General features: G+C 41.9%; 16 protein-coding genes. 12 read left to right on the forward strand and 4 right to left on the reverse strand.

Annotation, left to right across the window (positions count from 1 at the left end; all coding sequences use genetic code 11):
* The first annotated feature begins 17 nt into the window (after positions 1-17).
* Together recO and pdxJ are read left to right on the forward strand one after the other, a co-directional pair.
* Positions 18-704: a DNA repair protein RecO gene (gene recO, locus HUS61_RS08190; RefSeq protein ID WP_058586460.1), complete on the forward strand. Its 687-nt coding sequence runs from the start codon at positions 18-20 to the stop codon at positions 702-704.
* A gap of 43 nt (positions 705-747) precedes the next feature.
* A complete protein-coding gene (pdxJ, locus tag HUS61_RS08195) occupies positions 748-1,479 on the forward strand; it encodes a pyridoxine 5'-phosphate synthase (RefSeq protein WP_054554340.1) in 732 nt (243 codons plus the stop codon).
* A 69-nt stretch (positions 1,480-1,548) separates the two neighbouring features.
* Here pdxJ and HUS61_RS08200 read toward each other — a convergent pair whose 3' ends face one another.
* The 3 genes from HUS61_RS08200 to barA are packed head-to-tail and all read right to left on the reverse strand — an operon-like array spanning position 1,549 to position 5,169.
* Positions 1,549-1,875 carry a hypothetical protein gene (locus tag HUS61_RS08200; RefSeq protein ID WP_175082316.1) on the reverse strand — a complete coding sequence of 109 codons (327 nt, stop codon included), beginning with the start codon at positions 1,873-1,875 and terminating at the stop codon, positions 1,549-1,551.
* Positions 1,876-1,887: 12 nt separating this feature from the next.
* Positions 1,888-2,364 carry an energy transducer TonB gene (locus HUS61_RS08205; RefSeq protein WP_175082317.1) on the reverse strand — a complete coding sequence of 159 codons (477 nt, stop codon included), beginning with the start codon at positions 2,362-2,364 and terminating at the stop codon, positions 1,888-1,890.
* A 36-nt stretch (positions 2,365-2,400) separates the two neighbouring features.
* Positions 2,401-5,169 carry a two-component sensor histidine kinase BarA gene (barA, locus tag HUS61_RS08210; protein WP_058586457.1) on the reverse strand — a complete coding sequence of 923 codons (2,769 nt, stop codon included), beginning with the start codon at positions 5,167-5,169 and terminating at the stop codon, positions 2,401-2,403.
* An 80-nt stretch (positions 5,170-5,249) separates the two neighbouring features.
* Here barA and rlmD point away from each other — a divergent pair, with 80 nt between their 5' ends.
* The 5 genes from rlmD to eno all read left to right on the forward strand — a co-directional run bounded on the left by rlmD (position 5,250) and on the right by eno (position 12,746).
* On the forward strand, positions 5,250-6,575 hold the full coding sequence (gene rlmD, locus HUS61_RS08215; RefSeq protein ID WP_175082318.1) for a 23S rRNA (uracil(1939)-C(5))-methyltransferase RlmD: 1,326 nt from the start codon (positions 5,250-5,252) through the stop codon (positions 6,573-6,575).
* A 7-nt stretch (positions 6,576-6,582) separates the two neighbouring features.
* On the forward strand, positions 6,583-8,742 hold the full coding sequence (gene relA, locus HUS61_RS08220) for a GTP diphosphokinase (protein ID WP_055197911.1): 2,160 nt from the start codon (positions 6,583-6,585) through the stop codon (positions 8,740-8,742).
* Positions 8,742-9,542, forward strand: coding sequence for a nucleoside triphosphate pyrophosphohydrolase (gene mazG / locus HUS61_RS08225; protein WP_175082319.1), 801 nt, complete (start codon positions 8,742-8,744; stop codon positions 9,540-9,542). Before relA ends, mazG begins: the two co-directional genes overlap by 1 nt.
* 157 nt (positions 9,543-9,699) lie before the next feature.
* Positions 9,700-11,334: a CTP synthase gene (locus HUS61_RS08230; protein ID WP_063529466.1), complete on the forward strand. Its 1,635-nt coding sequence runs from the start codon at positions 9,700-9,702 to the stop codon at positions 11,332-11,334.
* A 113-nt stretch (positions 11,335-11,447) separates the two neighbouring features.
* Entirely contained in the window at positions 11,448-12,746 is a 1,299-nt protein-coding gene (gene eno / locus HUS61_RS08235; protein WP_175079977.1) for a phosphopyruvate hydratase, read from the forward strand.
* Between the two features lie 49 nt (positions 12,747-12,795).
* Here the strand turns inward: eno and mutH are convergent, their stop codons facing one another.
* Positions 12,796-13,467, reverse strand: coding sequence for a DNA mismatch repair endonuclease MutH (gene mutH, locus HUS61_RS08240; protein ID WP_175079976.1), 672 nt, complete (start codon positions 13,465-13,467; stop codon positions 12,796-12,798).
* Positions 13,468-14,007: 540 nt separating this feature from the next.
* Here mutH and rppH point away from each other — a divergent pair.
* The 5 genes from rppH (at position 14,008) to HUS61_RS08265 (ending at position 19,479) form a co-directional block, all read left to right on the forward strand.
* Entirely contained in the window at positions 14,008-14,526 is a 519-nt protein-coding gene (gene rppH / locus HUS61_RS08245; protein WP_054562240.1) for an RNA pyrophosphohydrolase, read from the forward strand.
* Positions 14,527-14,559: 33 nt separating this feature from the next.
* Positions 14,560-16,836, forward strand: a complete 2,277-nt coding sequence (gene ptsP / locus HUS61_RS08250) for a phosphoenolpyruvate--protein phosphotransferase (protein ID WP_062566761.1) — start codon at positions 14,560-14,562, stop codon at positions 16,834-16,836.
* A 150-nt stretch (positions 16,837-16,986) separates the two neighbouring features.
* A complete protein-coding gene (locus HUS61_RS08255) occupies positions 16,987-17,796 on the forward strand; it encodes a sulfite exporter TauE/SafE family protein (protein WP_054554352.1) in 810 nt (269 codons plus the stop codon).
* Between the two features lie 14 nt (positions 17,797-17,810).
* The gene (gene lgt, locus HUS61_RS08260; RefSeq protein ID WP_054562237.1) at positions 17,811-18,614 is read left to right on the forward strand and encodes a prolipoprotein diacylglyceryl transferase; all 804 of its coding nucleotides are present in this window, start codon (positions 17,811-17,813) and stop codon (positions 18,612-18,614) included.
* Positions 18,615-18,627: 13 nt separating this feature from the next.
* The gene (locus tag HUS61_RS08265; protein ID WP_054562236.1) at positions 18,628-19,479 is read left to right on the forward strand and encodes a thymidylate synthase; all 852 of its coding nucleotides are present in this window, start codon (positions 18,628-18,630) and stop codon (positions 19,477-19,479) included.
* Positions 19,480-19,487: the final 8 nt, after the last annotated feature.

Below are 19,487 nucleotides of genomic sequence, written 5' to 3' on the forward strand. Positions count from 1 at the left end.
GTAAAGTCTTACACGCCATGGATAGCGAATTCTACACAGCATACTTGCTGCACCGACGTCCATTTAGCGACTCGCAAGTCATGCTCGATATGCTGGTAGAAGGCGTAGGTCAGCTGAGAATGCTGGCCCGTGTTAGTGGTCGCCAGGCCACTAAACACAAAGCACAATTACAACCTTTCCAATCTCTGCTCGTACAATATAGCGGCAAGTCTGATTTAAAATACATTAATCGTTTTGAACCCCATGGCCGGCAAACTATGTTGCAGGGTACCGAGCTTTATTGCGGCTTCTATATGAACGAATTAACCAATCGTATCGTACCTATTAATGAGCCGATGGAAAGTGTTTATCATCTTTATAAGCAGCATCTAGATGAATTATCAACCACTAAAAACCTACAAGCTGTGCTGCGCTCTTATGAGTTTCAGTTACTTGAGATGCTGGGTTATGGCGTTGATTTTAGTGTTGATGCCGAAGGTGATGAAATTAACGATGCAGCAAATTACCAGTATTTTGCTGAATACGGTTTCTTGCTGCATGACGACCCCCATAGTGGCTTTTCAGGAAAGCAATTAAATGCCATAGCGGCTCATGACTTTAGCGCCCCTGATGTGTTATATATGGCAAAGCAATTAAGTCGATACCTACTCAAGCCTTTACTTGGCAAAAAGCCATTAAAAAGCCGTGAGTTATTTATTAAGTAGGCTGTTATTCAGCCTTGAATCGTTGTTTTAAACAGGTAAAAAAATGAAAGATATTCTTCTTGGTGTAAACGTTGATCACATTGCCACTTTACGCCAAGCGCGTGGCACGAGTTACCCAGATCCTGCGCATGCTGCAGCTGTTGCAGAGCATGCTGGTGCAGATGGTATCACCATTCATTTGCGTGAAGACCGTCGTCATATTCAAGACCGCGACGTATATGTGATGGCAAAAACGATTCAAACACGTATGAATCTTGAAATTGCAGTCACCGATGAAATGATCGACATCGCCCTTGAAGTGAAACCTGCTTATGTTTGTTTAGTGCCTGAAAAGCGTGAAGAGCTCACCACCGAGGGTGGCCTTGATGTTGTTGGTAACTTTGAAAAAGTAAAAGCAGCAACAGAAAAGCTAACAGCTGCGGGAATTAAGGTCTCGTTATTCATTGATGCCGACAACGCACAACTTGACGCTGCAAAAGCGTGTAATGCTCCATACGTTGAAATTCACACCGGTGCTTATGCTGATGCTGAAAATGACGAAGAGCTTCACACTGAGCTTGAGCGTATTCGTAGCGGCGTACAATATGCTGATAGCTTAGGTTTAATCGTTAATGCCGGCCATGGTCTTCATTATCACAATGTAAAACCTATTGCGGCAATGCCAGAAATTTATGAGTTAAACATTGGTCATGCGATTATTGCCCGTGCAGCGATTGATGGTTTAGAAAAAGCAGTAAGCGATATGAAACGCTTAATGATTGAAGCAAGACTTTAGCTGACGTCTTTAATAAGAGCCAGCAAATTTGAATACTGAACGCGGTGGAGATAATATCCACCGCGTTTTTTATTTGTTTAGGTAAACAATAAATTCTGAGAGGTAGGATGATAACAGTGGCGATAGGCAGAGTAGGGCCACTAAATATTGATGTTTTTTCTTAAAGCTTTTTAAGACATTGTCATTTATTGCCGACAATTCGCCTTTCTTAATTGAATGAAACACAATTGAGTTAGGTTTGGCCTTCATCAAACGGGCTTGGCTTTCGTATGTTTGCCACTGCTCTGTGTAATTGGTTTTTACGTAATTATTAGCTTCTATACTTAGTTTTTTATAGCGGAGGAAAAACCAAGTGAGTGAAATAGCACTAAAGACGATAAGTAAGATAAAATACAAAGCAAGCTCCCTTTAATACTTCACTACGCGTGTACCCGTGGAATAAATAATATCTGAACTAGGGCATGAATAGTTAGGTTTTAGCTCTTTGCAAGATTGCTCAGGTGTGTCAAAACAAAAGTCAAAGCGAGTTTGGGTTTTCACCGCTTTATCAGTAATATTTTTCGCCAGCTCATTCCAGTGCCAATTAGTGATTACATCTTTTGCTGCGTCGGCAAATACAGAGTTAGTTGAGGCAACAACCTGAATATCTCTAATCTCATTTTGTGGCGTAATGACATACTCAATAGTTGCGCAACCTTCTTTTGCTTGGATAACAGCTTTTTTTGGGTATCTGGCAGGAAAGCGTTCAAGCTGCTGCCATTTTGCTGACTCCATTTCATTAGAGCTAACAGCTAAATCCGCATATTCTAATTTTACTGGTTTGTCTGAGGTTGATGCGCAACCAAAGACAAACAAACTGCTAGCTAGTATTAAAGAGTTTTTCATTAATATATTCCTTTATATAATTTATTGGGTGTTCTTTTATCGTTGTTGCTCAACCATACCGGCATCGCTCAACAAATTATTCAGCTCATCAACAAGCTCAAATAGTTCAGGCTCAATGTAATTTAAATCGCAATCGCCTTTTAAAGCTGTCTCGAGTGTTTCAGCAAGTGATTTTAGTTTTGGTACGCCTGTGTAACAACATGCTCCGTGGAACTTGTGCACTATGCTAAGTACATGTTCACAATCTTCTTTTTCTATAGCTTCATTGAGTAGGCGCAAGGTTTCAGGCACGCTGAGTAACAACATATTAAGCATTTCAAGCGCTAGTTCTTCTTTACCGCCTGCGCGTTGAAGTGCCAGTTGCCAATCGAGGCGGGCACTTTCAAATGGAGGTTCTGAGTCAACTGCGGCAGTTTTGCTACGTTCACGATTAATTGGCGATTGCGGGCTATGATCGCTAATTATTTGTTTTAGCATGTCCTCATCAATAGGCTTAGTTAAGTAGCCTTTAAAGCCATCTTTAAGCAGTTGCTCTTTTTCACCTGCGAGGGCGTGAGCAGTCACTGCAATGATAGGGGTATCTTCATTAAGAGATGACTCGCGAATAAGTTTACATGCGGTAATACCATCCATAATTGGCATTTGGATGTCCATAAAGATCAAGTCATATTTATGACTTTTACTTAAGCTGTAAGCTTGTGAGCCATTATGTGCGGTATCTATGAGCTCAATTTGTTCTTCAAGCAAGGTGCAAATGAGTTTTAGGTTGGCATCGTTATCGTCAACAACCAGTACTTTAAGTGGTAATAATTTTTCATCACCTTGCTCAATGTTATGCACCGGGTGGTCAAGACGGTAAGGCGCAGCAAGTACCTCACATAATTTACGGTGGTTAAGCGGTTTACTTAAGCAAGCATCTGCGCCGCTACCGACAAAGGCTTCACGCATATTATGCGAAACTGTATTGAGCATGATGTATAAATAATCAGTGACAGGACGCACTGCTTTTACATAACTCTTAAGTTGCTGCATATCGTCAATAGTAGCGGTATGGCCAATAATACAAATATCGTAGCTGAAGTCTTTGTTGATCTCATTTAAGAAGCTTTCTTCATCCATGCAGGCGGTAACGCGAGTTTGCCATTCATGCAGTAGCGATAACGTTGCTTGATGGGTATGCTCATGAGGCTCAAGATACAAAATACGTTTATTGATCAGTGATTGTGTTGGTAAGTCACTGGTAATTGAGTTACTTGGCGTTCTGAATACGGCGTTGAACGTAAAGCAGGTACCATTACCAGGTGCTGAGTTTAGAGTAATGCGGCCATTCATCGCTTCAACAATATGTTTAGTGATGATTAACCCAAGACCTGTGCCACCAAATTTACGTGTGATACTAGAGTCTGCTTGGCCAAATGGTGTAAACAACGCATCTTGTTTATCCATAGGGATACCCACACCGGTGTCGGTGACAGACACCAAAATCGAGGCGCGCTCTTCATCCAGTAAACGGTAGCCAACATCAACCTTGATTGAGCCTTTTTCAGTAAATTTAATGGCATTACTTAATAGGTTTATCAAAATTTGTTTAAAGCGGGTCGGGTCGCCAGTTAGGTTGTCTGGCACTTGCGGATGGATAAATATTGAAAGCTCAAGTTGCTTTTCGTGGGCACTTGGTGCCAACAAGGTCATAACTTCATTAATATTGTCACGGAGCTGGAATTGCATTGACTCAAGTTCCATGGCACCGGCTTCTAATTTCGAAAAGTCTAAAATATCACTGATAATTGTAAGTAAGCTATTTGCCGACAGTTCAATGGTATCTAGATAATCTTTTTGATGCTTATTGAGCGGGGTTTTATAAAGCTGGCGCGTAAAACCTATTACACCATTTAATGGTGTACGTAATTCGTGACTCATTTTAGCTAAGAAATCAGATTTAACTCGGTTCGCATCTTGCGCGTCTTTTTTAGCAATACTTAACTGAATATTTTGGGTTTCGTATTGTTCGAGTGTTTCGCGGTAATCAGAGGTTGCTTGGTCTATGTGTTTTTGCATCTCATCACGTTGTACAACCATGGTTTCTGAAATGGTATTTAAACCTGTGCGTAATAGCTCAAATTCGCCAAACATTTTTTGATCAAGCCCTGTGTCTACTTTACCTTCAATGAGTTTGTCGGTAGCTAGTACTAACTTATTAAGAGGCTGAATAAACATGCGAGTTAATCTAAACGCTAATACGGTGGCAAGTATGAGTGCGAGTAAAATTACCACGCCACTGACTAATAATGCCCGTTGCTGGCCAATAATGGCTTGTTGTTTGTTGAGCATGATCACCACAGTGCCTAGCGATGCTTGGTAGCTGTGATGATTCCAAATCATGTCTTGGCGGCTATGATTAATTATGGCAGTAGAGAATGTTAGATAGTGCTCAGAATTTTGTACTTGAATGCCATCCATGCTGTTTGCATTGCTGCTAACAATTTCTTTGAATTCACTTTGGTATTTACTAAAAATCACTAACTCATTGTTTTCATCAAAAATAGCAATTGATTGGATAGCAGGGGAGTGTTTGTTATGTGTATGACTAACTAAGCGAGTTAATAAGGCTTTATCACGCTTTATTAATGGTTGCTCAACAGCAATGGCGAGGGGCTCAATAATAGTCACGCCCTGTTGATACAAAATTTCATCGAGCTCAATGTAACGATTTATTGTAAAATAACCGCCCAGCAACAAGCCTATGATCACAGTCGGTATAAGTGTAAGGGTTAAGACTGAGTCACGTAAGCCAAATTTAGTCATAAAAAATGTTGTTATCATTATTATCGTTGTTTAAGAGTATATACTTACTTCCGCTTTATCAATAATTAAGGTGTTGCCCGATGGCACAGATTTTCAAAGCCAAAAAGAAATCCGTTTCGCAAAAAATGCTAACCCTCAATGTCACTGCTATGGATCACCAAGGGCGGGGCGTTGCTAAGCAGGGAAATAAAGTCTGTTTTGTTAATGGTGCTTTGCCGGGTGAAGAAGTAAAAGCGTTATTGATTGAAGATAAGGCGCGTTTTGCCAGTGCTGATTGTAAAAAAGTACTATCAGCCTCAGCGCATAGGGTTACTCCTTTTTGTCAGCATTATCAGGTTTGTGGTGGTTGTCAGCTACAGCACCTTAATGCAGAGCAACAATTGGTTGAGAAGCAAGCTGCGGTTAGTCAGCTGTTTAGCAAGTTTGCCAAAGCTGATGACTTAAATTGGCAAGCACCTCTGCTTAGTGAAAAGCGCCATTACCGTCGCTCTGCGCGTATTGCTGTAATGCATGACAAATCCGCAAAGAAAATGCGCGTAGGGTATCGAGCTCAGGGCTCTAAACAGTTGGTGAGTATTGAAAGCTGTGATGTGCTGAGCAGCACATTTAAAGACGTTTTTTCAGTTTTTGATGTTCTTATCAACAGCCATTCAGGTCTGAGTAGTATTAGTCACTTACAATTATGTGAAGCTGATAACGCGGCCTTTGTGGTTATTAGGCATACCAAAGCTATTAATGCAGAGTTAAAAGCCATAGTCGTAGCGGCGTGTGATGAATATAGCTGGCGTGTTGTGTGGCAATCACAAAGTGGTGAAATTGATCACAGTGACCATCCAATGCCGTACTACCAGATACCAGCTTATGATTTACGCTTTGAGTTTGGCCTTGAAAACTTTATTCAAGTTAACCCACAAGTTAACCAAGCTATGCTACATCAAGCAAGACAGTGGCTTGATTTACAAGGTCATGAACAGGTATTGGATTTATTTTGTGGTATTGGTAACTTTTCATTATTGATTGCAAAGTATGCTAAATATGTTATTGGTGTTGAAGGGGTCGATTCTGCGGTTGCATTAGCAAAGCAAAATGCGCAAACTAACTCATTGTCGAATACCGATTTTTATTGTTTTGATTTAACAAAATCAATGCAATCAGCTGCTTGGTTTAGTGCCGAACTTGACGTGTTAGTTCTTGATCCATCACGTACTGGCGCAATGGCTATTTTAGAGCAGTTACCACTTACTCAATTTAAAACGATTTTATACGTCTCTTGTGATCCTGTTACTTTAGCCCGTGACAGTGCAATTATTTTACAAGCAGGCTTTAGCATTGAAAAAATTGGGCTAATGAATATGTTCCCGCATACCGGGCATATTGAAACGATGGCGTTATTTCACAGGAGGTAAAGCGCACATGGTAGCCACTAGACAGTCACATCAGCTAACTAAGCCGAGTGATTTTGCCAGCCGTATCGAGCTGTTAGCGCTAACAGAAGACAAACATACCTTATTAGAGCAGGCCCACCAACTGTGCCTGCATTGCGATGATGCAAAACGTGAAAACACAGCCATTGAAATGGTAGAGATTTTAGCTGAGCTAAATTTAGATGCAGACTCTCTTGCCACTGCTTTTTTAACGCCTTATTTTTTAGCCGAAAAAATCTCAATTGAGACAGTCACCGAAAAGCTGGGTAATCACGTTGCGTTATTACTAACAGGCGTAAGCCAAATGGCTACTATCAGCACCTTAGCTCATCAAGGAAAAGGCACAGTACAAATCGATAATATTCGCCGTATGCTGTTAGCCATGGTTGAAGATGTGCGCGCCGTAGTGATTAAACTTGCAGAGCAAGTGTGCCACCTGCGTGATGTGAAAGATGCCAGTGAAGAAGAGCGCGTCATTGCCGCTAAAGAAACACGCGACATTTTTGCGCCCCTAGCTAATCGTTTAGGGATTGGTCAGCTTAAATGGGAACTTGAAGATCTTTCGTTCCGTTATTTGCACCCAGATACCTATAAAAATATCGCCAAACAGCTGGATGATAAGCGCCTTGCCCGTGAAGCTTACATGGAGAACATGGTTGCTTTAGTAAAAGCACGCTTGGCTGAAGCAGGTATTGAAGGTGAGGTGTATGGCCGCCCTAAGCATATCTACAGCATCTACAAAAAAATGGCACAGAAGAACTACGAGTTCGACCAGCTTTTTGATATTCGCGCTATGCGCATAGTGGTAGAGCGCCTGCAAGATTGTTACGCGGCATTAGGTATTGTGCATACTAACTGGCGCCATTTAAATAAAGAATTTGATGATTACATCGCAACACCTAAGCAAAACGGTTATCAGTCAATTCATACCGTGGTATTTGGCCCAGAAGGTAAAACCGTTGAAATTCAAATTCGTACGAGCGAAATGCACCAAGATGCTGAGCTAGGTGTTGCTGCGCACTGGATGTACAAAGAAGGTGCATTGCCAGGACGTGGTTCAGGCTACGAGCAAAAAATTAGCTGGTTACGTAAGTTACTGCAATGGCAAGAAGAAGTTGTTGATGGCAGTGACTTAGCGGAAGAGCTTAAAAACCAAGTAGTAGAAGACCGTGTTTATGTGTTTACGCCTAAAGGGGATATTTTCGATTTGCCGCTGGGTGCAACACCACTTGATTTTGCTTATTACATTCACTCAAATGTAGGGCATCGTTGTATTGGCGCAAAAGTGTTTGGCAAAATTGTGCCATTTACTCACCAATTAAGCACCGGCGATCAGGTTGAAATTTTAACTCAAAAGCAACCTAACCCAAGCCGTGATTGGTTAAACCCATCGCTAGGTTATATTAAGTCTTCACGAGCACGCTCTAAAATCCATCATTGGTTTAAGCAGCTTGATCGCGATAAAAACTTAAGTGCCGGTAAAGAAATACTCGAAACTGAGCTGCAAAAGCTAGATTTAACAACCAAAGATCTAGCGCCAGCAATCGAGCGCTTTAACCTTAAAGGCCTTGACGACCTTATGGTTGCGGTAGGTGCTGGAGATGTTCGCTTAAACCAGTTATTAAACTTTATTAGTGACCGTGAGCATGACGAACCACAAATTAAGTTTAAAAAGCCAAAAAGTGTCACCGGCGATAAGAACGGTATTGTTGTTGATGGGGTAGGTAGCTTAATGAGCCATGTTGCTAAATGCTGCCGACCTGTGCCGGGCGATGAAATTATTGGCTACATTACGCAAGGCCGAGGGATTGCAGTTCACCGTGAAGATTGCGATTCGTTTGAGAAACTTCGTGAAAAGCATCCTGAGCGGGTGATATCAGTAAGTTGGTCAGACGATGTCAATGGCTCTTACTCATTAACGATTAAAGTTGAAGCGACCGATCGCTCAGGCCTTATTCGAGATATCAGCTCAGTACTTGCAAACGAAAAAGTGAATGTGCTGAACATGAACGTCAACACGGTAGAAGATAAGCAGCTTGCGCTGTTTTCAATGCAGGTTGAAGTACATGACTTATCAAGCACCAACCGCTTATTGTCTAAGTTACACCAAATCGAAGGTGTACATGATGCAAAGCGTGGTCATTCGTAATGGATGATAAACAGGCAATTGAGCAGTCGCTTGCAATTATGGCTAAACTACGGGACCCAGAATCTGGGTGTCCGTGGGATTTAAAACAAGACTTTAAATCAATAGTGCCGCATACCCTTGAAGAAGCTTACGAAGTAGCAGACTGCATTGAAAAAGGTGAGCTTACTGAGCTTAAAAGTGAGCTTGGCGATTTACTGTTTCAAGTCATCTTTTATGCTCAACTTGCCAAAGAGCAGGGCTTATTTGATTTTGCCGATGTGGCTAATACGCTCAATGATAAGTTAGTGCGTCGTCATCCCCATGTCTTTGCAGAACAAAGTGAGCTGACTGACGCTGAGCTTTCGGCGCAGTGGCAGGCTATTAAAGCACAAGAGCGAGCAGAGAAAGCAGCTTCACCACAAATGAGCCTGTGGCAAGATATTCCCAATGCTATGCCGGGGTTATCAAAAGCGAAGAAGATTCAACAGCGTGTAGCAAGCCTAGGGTTTGATTGGCCAAGTTATCATGGTGCACTTGATAAAGTTGCTGAAGAAGTAGACGAAGTCAAAGAAGCGCTGGCTCACGACCCTTATTCAGAGCACAGTGCAGAAGAGCTTGGCGATTTACTGTTTGCAACGGTGAATGTTGCCCGTCATATTAAGCGCGATCCTGAGCAATTATTACGAAGTGCCAATGCTAAGTTCGCGTCACGCTTTGAAAAAGTGGCTGCTTACTTAGGTGAACGTGGCCAGAGTTTAGAAACGGCTAGCCTTGAAGAAATGGACAACGCATGGGAAGCCATAAAAAAACAAGCCAGGTAAGTGCATTGTAGAGCAGTTTGGGTACAGTGTAACCAAGCTCGTTTTTTGTGCACTTATTTGCTAATTTTATCTGGATTGATAGCAGCCCCTTTGCTATAATATCGCCCCGTCTTGATTCTATATTATTCCTTTTAATTCCTGATATTCTAGGGTTCGCATGAGTACAAAATTTATCTTCGTAACTGGCGGGGTTGTTTCTTCGTTGGGTAAGGGTATTGCAGCAGCGTCATTAGCCGCTATTTTAGAAGCACGTGGTCTTAACGTGACTATTTTAAAGCTGGATCCTTACATTAACGTTGACCCAGGCACTATGAGCCCAATTCAGCACGGTGAAGTATTTGTAACTGAAGACGGTGCAGAGACTGACCTTGACTTAGGTCACTATGAGCGTTTCATCCGTACCAAGATGACTAGCCGCAACAACTTCACACAAGGTCGTGTTTATGAAGATGTATTACGACGTGAGCGTCGTGGTGAGTACCTTGGTGCAACAATTCAGGTTATTCCACACATCACAAACGACATTAAGCAACGTGTATACGACGGTGCTGAAGGTCGCGATGTAGCAATCGTTGAAATTGGCGGTACAGTTGGTGACATCGAGTCACAACCATTTTTAGAAGCAATTCGTCAGCTTGGCACTGAAATTGGCCGTGAGCGCGCATTGTTTATCCACCTAACGCTAGTGCCATTCTTAGGCCCTGCAGGTGAAGTTAAAACTAAGCCAACACAACATTCAGTAAAAGAATTACGTTCGATTGGTATTCAACCAGATATCTTGATCTGTCGTTCTGATCGTAAATTACCAAATAACGAGCGCGCGAAGATCGCACTTTTCACTAACGTTGAAGAGAAAGCTGTTATTTCATTACCAGACGTAGAAAGCATCTATAAGATCCCTGCGTTACTTAAGTCACAAGAATTAGATAACTTCGTATGTCGTCGTTTCTATCTTGAGTGCCCAGAAGCAGATTTATCAGAGTGGGAGCAAGTGTTATACCAAGAGTCTAACCCAACAGGTGAAGTGACAATTGGTATGGTTGGTAAGTACATCGAACTACCAGATGCATATAAATCAGTAAACGAAGCATTAAAGCATGCGGGTCTGAAAAACCGTTTAACTGTGAACATCGAATACGTTGATTCACAAGACTTAGAAAGTAAAGGTACTGAGTTACTCTCTCATCTTGATGCTATCTTAGTTCCAGGTGGCTTCGGCGGCCGTGGTGTTGAAGGTAAGATCTTAGCGGCTAAATATGCACGTGAAAATAAAGTTCCTTACTTAGGCATTTGTTTAGGTATGCAAGTAGCGCTTATTGAATATGCGCGTAACGTTGCAGGCCTTGAAGATGCAAACTCAACTGAGTTTAACGCTAAATCAGCACACCCAGTTGTTGGTTTGATCACAGAATGGCAAGATGCTGACGGTAACGTTGAAGTGCGTGATGAGCAATCTGACCTAGGTGGTACTATGCGTTTAGGTGCACAGAAGTGTCATTTAACACCGGGTTCTAAAGTAAGCGAAGTGTACGGTAGCGACGAGATTGTTGAGCGTCACCGTCACCGTTACGAAGTGAATAATCACTACGTAGAGCAGCTTGAAAAAGCAGGTTTAAGTTTCACTGGTTTATCTGAAGATAAGAAACTAGTCGAAATTATTGAGAATAAAGATCACCCTTGGTTTATTGCCGCGCAATTCCACCCGGAATTCACGTCAACACCACGTGATGGTCACCCGCTGTTTGAAGGGTTTGTTGCAGCTGCGCACACTCACCAAAAAGCGTCATCGTAATTTAAATAGGCCGTGCTTTATGCACGGCTTATTTGTTTTAATAAGCCAATGGCATTAAGGATAATTAATAAAATTGGCACAAACTCACCATTTTCGGGAAAAGAGGAATCAAGATGTCAGAAATCGTAAAAGTGATTGGTCGCGAAATCATGGACTCGCGTGGTAACCCAACTGTTGAAGCTGATGTACATTTAGCTGATGGTTCATGGGGCCGTGCTGCAGCACCATCTGGTGCATCAACAGGTACTCGCGAAGCGCTTGAATTACGTGATGGTGATAAAGCACGTTACCTAGGTAAAGGTGTTTTAAAAGCAGTAGGTTATATCAACAACGAAATCGCTGAAGCGCTTAAAGGTCAAAACGCAGTTGATCAAAAAGCGGTTGACCAAGTAATGCTTGACTTAGATGGTACTGAAAACAAAGAAAAACTAGGTGCTAACGCTATCTTAGCTGTGTCTTTAGCAACAGCTAAAGCGGCTGCAAACTCAAAAGGCGTTGAGCTTTATGAGCACATCGCAGACCTAAACGGCACGCCAGGTGTTTACTCAATGCCATTACCTATGATGAACATCATCAATGGTGGTGAGCACGCTGATAACTCTGTTGATATTCAAGAGTTCATGATCCAACCAGTTGGTGCTTCAAACTTCCGTGAAGCGTTACGTATGGGCGCTGAAGTTTTCCACAGCTTAGCAAAAGTACTTAAAGCTGAAGGTCACTCTACATCAGTAGGTGATGAAGGTGGTTTTGCTCCTAACCTTGAATCAAACGAAGCGGCACTTGCTGCAATCAAGGTAGCTGTTGCAAATGCAGGTTATGAGCTTGGTAAAGATATCACTCTAGCTCTAGATTGTGCTGCATCTGAGTTCTACGACAAAGAAGCGAATATCTACGACCTTAAAGGCGAAGGTAAAAAATTCACTTCTGAAGAATTCAACCACTTCCTTAAAGGCCTTACTGAGCAATACCCAATTGTTTCAATTGAAGACGGCTTAGATGAGTCTGATTGGGATGGTTTCGCACACCAAACACAACTAATTGGCGACAAAGTACAATTAGTAGGTGATGACCTTTTCGTAACTAACACGAAGATCTTAAAGCGTGGTATTGATAACGGTATTGCTAACTCAATCCTAATCAAGTTCAACCAAATCGGTTCATTAACTGAAACGCTTGCTGCTATCAAAATGGCTAAAGACGCTGGTTTCACAGCTGTTATCTCACACCGTTCAGGTGAAACTGAAGATGCGACAATTGCTGATTTAGCAGTAGGTACTGCAGCTGGTCAAATCAAAACGGGTTCATTAAGCCGTTCTGACCGTATTGCTAAGTACAACCAACTACTTCGCATTGAAGAAGTATTAGGTGAAAAAGCACCTTACAACGGTCTTAAAGAGGTTAAAGGTCAGTAATCTGGCTTAGCTCATCAAGACTTTAAAAAACCTCCTTCGGGAGGTTTTTTTATAGCTGAAATTGTTGTTTTAGGATTTCGCCAGTAAAGCTGGTTTTTAGATAAAAGCCGCGAGGTAAAGTTTGTACTATCTGGCCATTTGGGCCAATTGCATCTGTTAGCGCCTTACTGTTGGCTGCTTTTGGCCTTATTTGCATAACATCGCCTAAATGCCCCGAAATTTCATCTACGCGGCCAAGGGCGATTAGCTCCATTTGTTCTTCCCAATCACGCTGTAAAAGGGCATCTTGCTCTGCACTTGGCTGCCATAAAAAGCCACTGCCTATGGTACGGTGAAAAGGTAGTATCTCGCGCTCGCCTAAAATCGGTAACCACAAAACATGATTCAACTTTTTACGAACCGTACTTTGCTGCCAAGTCATTCCGGTTACATTTAATAGCGGTGTTACCGAAACAAAGGTTGTTTCGAGGGGCTTTCCTTTAAATGAAATAGGTAGGGTTTTTAGCTCAATGCCTAACTCTTCAAAATCAGGTGTTGGCTTTGAGCCTGCTGTTGCACCAAGTACATATTCGATAAGTTGCCCGGTCCAGCCTTTTTCACGTAGTAAATCGTCAGGGGTTTTGAACTTATATTGCTCGGCTAGCTGCCCTAGGGTGAGGCCAGCAATAGCATCAACGCGTTGCATTAATTCGTTTATAGAAGCGGGTTTTATTGGTCGCATAAGGCGTTTATTTGATTGTCTAATTAACCGGTTCATGATAGCAAATGCGTGCCTTAGTGGATATCTTTGTGTTTGTGTGTTTTTTGTGCACGTTAAGAGTGGGCTAAAAATAATCAGTTTTACTTTTGGATGTTCTGGTCTAACTAACTGATATTTAATTGTTTTACTGTTTTTGTGCGGTGTTTCTATTTCATTAATTAAACAGTTGTTTGTATAAATACAGATATATAAACATGTTTATCCACAGTTTCTGTGGAGAAAGTGGATATTTCAACTGTGGATTGTGGATTTGTTTGCAATTTAGGCATGATTTATAAAAGTTATGCACAAGCTGTGGGTAAGGTGATAAAAATACGGTTGTAAATAGTTATTTTAATCAAACAGCACATTTTTATAATAATTACTTCGTAACACCTTGATTAAACATGTTTGTTAAAAAATAATTTTTCAATCTAATTTAGGCTTAGGTGTAAAGTGTTTGCTGTATCGCAGGTTATGTGGAACAATCAATAAAAATCGACTTACAAATGAGGCACTAAGGTGATTGATGCCGAAGGTTTTCGTGCCAATGTCGGAATTGTAATTTGCAATAATCAGGGACAAGTATTTTGGGCTCGTCGCTATGGTCAGCACTCTTGGCAATTTCCCCAAGGTGGTGTTGATGACGGCGAAACAGCAGAGCAAACCATGTACAGAGAATTACACGAAGAAGTGGGCTTGCTTCCTGAAGACGTTGAGATCGTCGCAAGTTCTAAACATTGGTTACGCTATAAATTACCCAAGCGTTTAATTCGCAGAGACTCAAGTCCTGTGTGTATTGGGCAAAAACAAAAATGGTTTTTACTGAAACTTCGTTGTAAAGATGAAGATGTAGATTTACTTAAAACTCATCACCCCGAGTTTGATGATTGGCGATGGGTGAGTTATTGGTATCCGGTTAGGCAAGTTGTTTCGTTTAAGCGCGATGTATATCGTCGAGTAATGAAAGAGTTTGCTCCGTTTGCAATGCCGTTTAATAAACGAGAGCAACACAAAGATCATTGGCGACATAAACGATAAGGGCAACCTTATTTAAATCAAAGGAGCAGCATCATGTTAGCCACGCTCAGATCAATTGCTGAGGCAGTGTCGCAACAGGCGGACTTAAATAGTGCGCTGGGGTGTTTTGTGCAAATGGTAAAAGATGCCATGCAAACACAGTGCTGCTCGATTTATTTTGCAGATTATAGTCAAGATAACTTTGTATTGATGGCCACCCAAGGCCTCAACCCAGATGCAGTGGGTAAGTTTCGTATAGGCTTTACTGAAGGTCTCGTTGGTCTTGTTGCTCAGCGTGAAGAGCCTATCAATATTGCTTTTGCAAAGTCTCACCCTCGCTTTAAACTCTCACCTGAAGTCAATGAAGAAGGCTATAACGCGTTCTTATCTGTGCCAGTCGTGCACCAGAAAAAGGTTTTAGGCGTTATTGTTGTTCAACAAAAACTAGCCCGTGTTTTTAGCCCTGACGAAGAGTCATTCTTAATTACGCTCTCGGCCCAGCTAGCTTCTCAGTTAGCTCATGCAGAAATAAAAGAAATATTACGCGTCGATGAGTTTTCACACCAAACCTCAGTATTAAAAGGGGTATCAAGTGCACCAGGTATTGCCATAGGTGAAGCCTTTGTGGTGATCCCTAAACTTGACTTCAGCTCCATTGAACTGCAAAAAGACGACGATGTGAGCACCCAGCGTAAGCTATTTACCCAAGCAGTTGCTGCGACGCGTAACGAATTTAATACCTTATCTATGACTCTGAGCGACTCTATTCCGCAAGAGGCACTGGCGGTATTTGATGTTTATCAGCAGTTACTTGATGCCAAAAGTCTTGGTCAAAATGTTGAAGCACAATTACAACAAGGCTGGAATGCTAAAAGCGCCCTGAAAATTGTTATTGAGAAATTAGTGACTCAATTCAATGCCATGCAAGACCCTTACATTAAAGAGCGTGCTGTTGATGTTAAAGATATTGGTTTACGGGTTTTACATCACTTAGTTAATACTGAGCATGCGGCAAAACCTTACCCTAAAGACACTATTTTAATTGCCGGTACATTAACCCCCGCAATGCTTGCTGAAGTACCGAAAGGGCACCTTGCTGGGGTTGTGAGTGTTAATGGTGCGGCAAATAGTCATGCTTCAATTTTAACTCGTGCTATGGGGATCCCTGCAATTTGGGGCATTGAAGATGTGCCGTTATTGCAGTTTGAAGGCAAGCAAATGATATTAGACGCCTATGCAGGGCGTTTATATATCTCGCCTTCACAAATGCTGCAAGAGGAATACAGTCAGCTCAAATATCAAGAAGCCTTATTGAACGACCGTTTTGTAGCAGAGCAAAACCTAGATGCCATCACTAAAGATGGCGAACACATTAGCTTGCTACTAAACGCGGGTCTTGAATTAAATACCGAGCATGACAATAAGCCATTTTGCGATGGGGTAGGTCTTTATCGCACCGAAGCCTGGTTTATGCAAAAAGGCCAATTTCCTTCACAGTCAGAACAAGAAAGCTGGTATCGTGAAGTGCTCACTAGTTACCATCCTAATCCTGTGGTGATGCGTACACTCGATATTGGTGGCGATAAAGTTTTAGATTACTTCAATATAACAGAAGAAAATCCATTTTTAGGTTGGCGTGGTATTCGCGTGACCTTAGATCATCCTGAGCTATTTTTAGATCAGCTCAAGGCAATGTTAAAAGCCAATATTGGGTTGGGTAATTTAAAAATCATGCTGCCGATGATCAGTGGCTCAGAAGAAGTGGATGAATCGTTAAAATTGCTCGAACAAGCCTATTTTGAGTTAAGTGAGCAATACCCTGAACAAGCCATTGAGCGCCCTGAAATTGGTGTGATGTTAGAAGTACCTTCAAGTGTATTTATGCTTGAAGAGTGGTCGCAAAAAGTCGATTTTTGCTCTGTAGGTAGCAACGATTTAACCCAGTATATGCTGGCAGTTGATCGCTCTAATGCCCGCGTTGCTGAGCTATTTAACCCTTATCACCCAAGTGTACTTAGAGTGCTGTTAAAAATAGCACAAGAGTGTCAGCAACATGAGTTGCCATTTAGTTTATGTGGTGAGTTAGGGGGCGACCCAGAAGGCGCTTTACTGCTCATTGCGATGGGTTATCGAAGCTTGAGCATGAACTACGCTTCGATTAGTAAAATTAAGTTTGTGCTTAGGCGATTAAATGTCAGTGATATGGAAAAGTTACTTGCAGAGTGCTTATTACAACCAACGGCAAAGCATGTACTTAGGTTGACACGTAACTTTATGATCGAACATCAACTCGGTGAGCTTTTTTACACCCCAAGCCAAGGTCAATCATGAGGGAAAATTGTGCTGTGAACCACTATTACTTGCAATCAATGCCTTGCCTAAATCGCTTTTAATTCCAACTGAAACTCGCATCTTGAGGTGGTTTGGGTATATATATTAGTTTAGTATATGTATATAACAAATTGAATATATGAGTGTGCTATGCATGACGTAATACTTTTAATGGTGTACTGCGCAATTTTGGGCAGCGTGGTTGGATTTTTAGCAGGATTATTAGGTATTGGTGGCGGTCTTATAATCGTGCCAGTACTTAGTGCGCTATTAGTGTCGTTTAATGTTGCCGACCCAAGCCATGTATTAGTTATCGCGATAGCAACCTCGTTAGCATCCATTATTTTTACCTCGACTTCTTCAGCCTTTGCTCATCATCGTAATGCTAACGTGCCTTGGGAAATTGCTCCTTGGGTTATGACTGGCGTTGGCCTTGGCGCATTGATCAGTGGCTTTGCAGCAAGCTTTATCCCAGAGCAGCTACTGCGCTTTGTTTTTGCCGGTAGCGTGGTGTTTATCGCACTTAGAATGGTGTTATCGACACGTAAAAAAGCCGCCAGTGAAAAGCCGCTGCCATCAGGGCCTATTCTTGGCTTTTTATGTGCCATAATGGGAGCGCTGTCAGGGCTAATTGGTATTGGTGGTGGAGCGCTTATTGTGCCGCTACTGCATTATTTTTCCGTTGATATTAAAAAGGCCATTGGTTGTGCTGCTGCATGTGGTATTGTCATTGCGCTGTTCGGCTCGGTGGGTTACGTATCTGCTGGGTGGCAATTAACATCTTTCAGTGATGGATTTGCCGGATTTGTGTATTTACCTGCGTTAGTCGGGATTGTGGTTACCTCGTCGCTCATTGCGCCAATAGGTGCCAAGGCCACGCATTACTTGCCTGTGGCAACAATAAAAAAAGTATTCGCGCTATTACTTGTCATAATTGCGCTTAAAATGGTGTTTAGTTAAAGGTTTTTATTTTTATGGCTCTTCAATTTCCAGATATCGATCCGGTTATTTTTTCGGTAGGCCCGCTCAGCGTACGTTGGTACGGTTTAATGTATTTAATAGGTTTTGCTTTGGCGATGTGGCTTGCTAATCGTCAAGCAGAAAAACCAAACTCAGGTTGGACAAAAGAACAAGTTAGTGACTTATTATTTTACGGCATGCTCGGGGTAATACTCGGTGGCCGTATTGGTTATGTATTGTTTTATCAGTTCAGCTACTTTATTGAAAACCCACTGTACTTATTCAGAATTGACCAAGGTGGTATGTCGTTCCATGGCGGTACGCTAGGTGTGATTACAGCCATTGCTATTTTTGCCTGGACACGTAAAAAATCATTATTTGAAGTGGGCGATTTTGTAGTGCCACTGGTGCCGCTTGGTTTACTAGCCGGACGTATTGGTAACTTTATTAATGGCGAACTATGGGGCCGAGTGACTGATGTACCTTGGGCGTTTATTTTCCCATCAGGTGGCCCAGAGCCTCGTCATCCATCACAATTATATGAAGCCTTTTTAGAAGGTTTGGTGCTGTTCTTAATCTTACAATGGTTTATCAAAAAGCCTCGTCCAGCGGGTAGTGTTGCAGGGGTGTTCTTACTTGGCTATGGCGTGTTTAGATTTATTGTTGAATATTTCCGTGAACCAGATGCTCATTTAGGTTTATTCGCAGGCTTTATCTCGATGGGGCAAATACTGTCATTGCCGATGGTAATTGGTGGCCTTGGTTTGTTAATATGGGCCTATAAAAAGCCGCAACACAGCGTGGCAAGCAAAGCATAACAAGAGCAAATCAATGAAACAGTATTTAGATTTATGTCAGCGTATTGTTGACGAAGGTGTGTGGGTTGAGAACAAACGCACAGGTACCAAGTGTTTAACCGTTATTAATGCCGATCTTGAATATGATGTGGCAAATAATAAGTTTCCGCTAATAACAACGCGCAAGAGCTTTTACAAAGCGGCGATAGCGGAGTTACTTGGTTATTTACGTGGTTACGACAGCGCTGCACAGTTTCGTGATATCGGCTGTATGACTTGGAATGCTAACGCAAACGAAAACAAAGCTTGGCTAGAAAACCCACATCGCCGTGGTGAAGATGATATGGGTCGAGTGTATGGTGTGCAAGGCCGCAGTTGGCAACGTCCGGATGGCAGCCACCTTGATCAACTTAAAAAAGTTATCGATAACTTATCAAAAGGGATTGATGATCGCGGTGAAATCGTCACTTTTTATAACCCAGGTGAGTTTGAGTTAGGTTGTTTACGCCCTTGTATGCATACGCACACCTTTTCTTTATTGGGCGATACCCTATACTTAACATCATACCAACGTAGCTGCGATGTGCCGCTGGGTTTGAACTTTAATCAAATTCAATGTTTTGTGTTACTTGCTTTAGTTGCACAAATCACCGGCCACAAACCGGGTAAGGCGTATCATAAAATAGCGAATGCGCATATTTATGAAAACCAACTTGAGTTGATGCGTGATGTGCAGCTTAAGCGTGAGCCATTCGCGTCGCCAGAATTAAAAATAAACCCAAATATTAAATCACTAGAAGACATTGAAACCTGGGTTACAAAAGACGATTTTGAAGTAGTAGGTTATCAGTGTCACGATGCAATTAAGTATCCGTTTTCAGTTTAAGAACAATA

The sequence above is a fragment of the Pseudoalteromonas sp. 0802 genome, assembly GCF_013350085.1.
Taxonomy (GTDB): Bacteria; Pseudomonadota; Gammaproteobacteria; order Enterobacterales; family Alteromonadaceae; genus Pseudoalteromonas.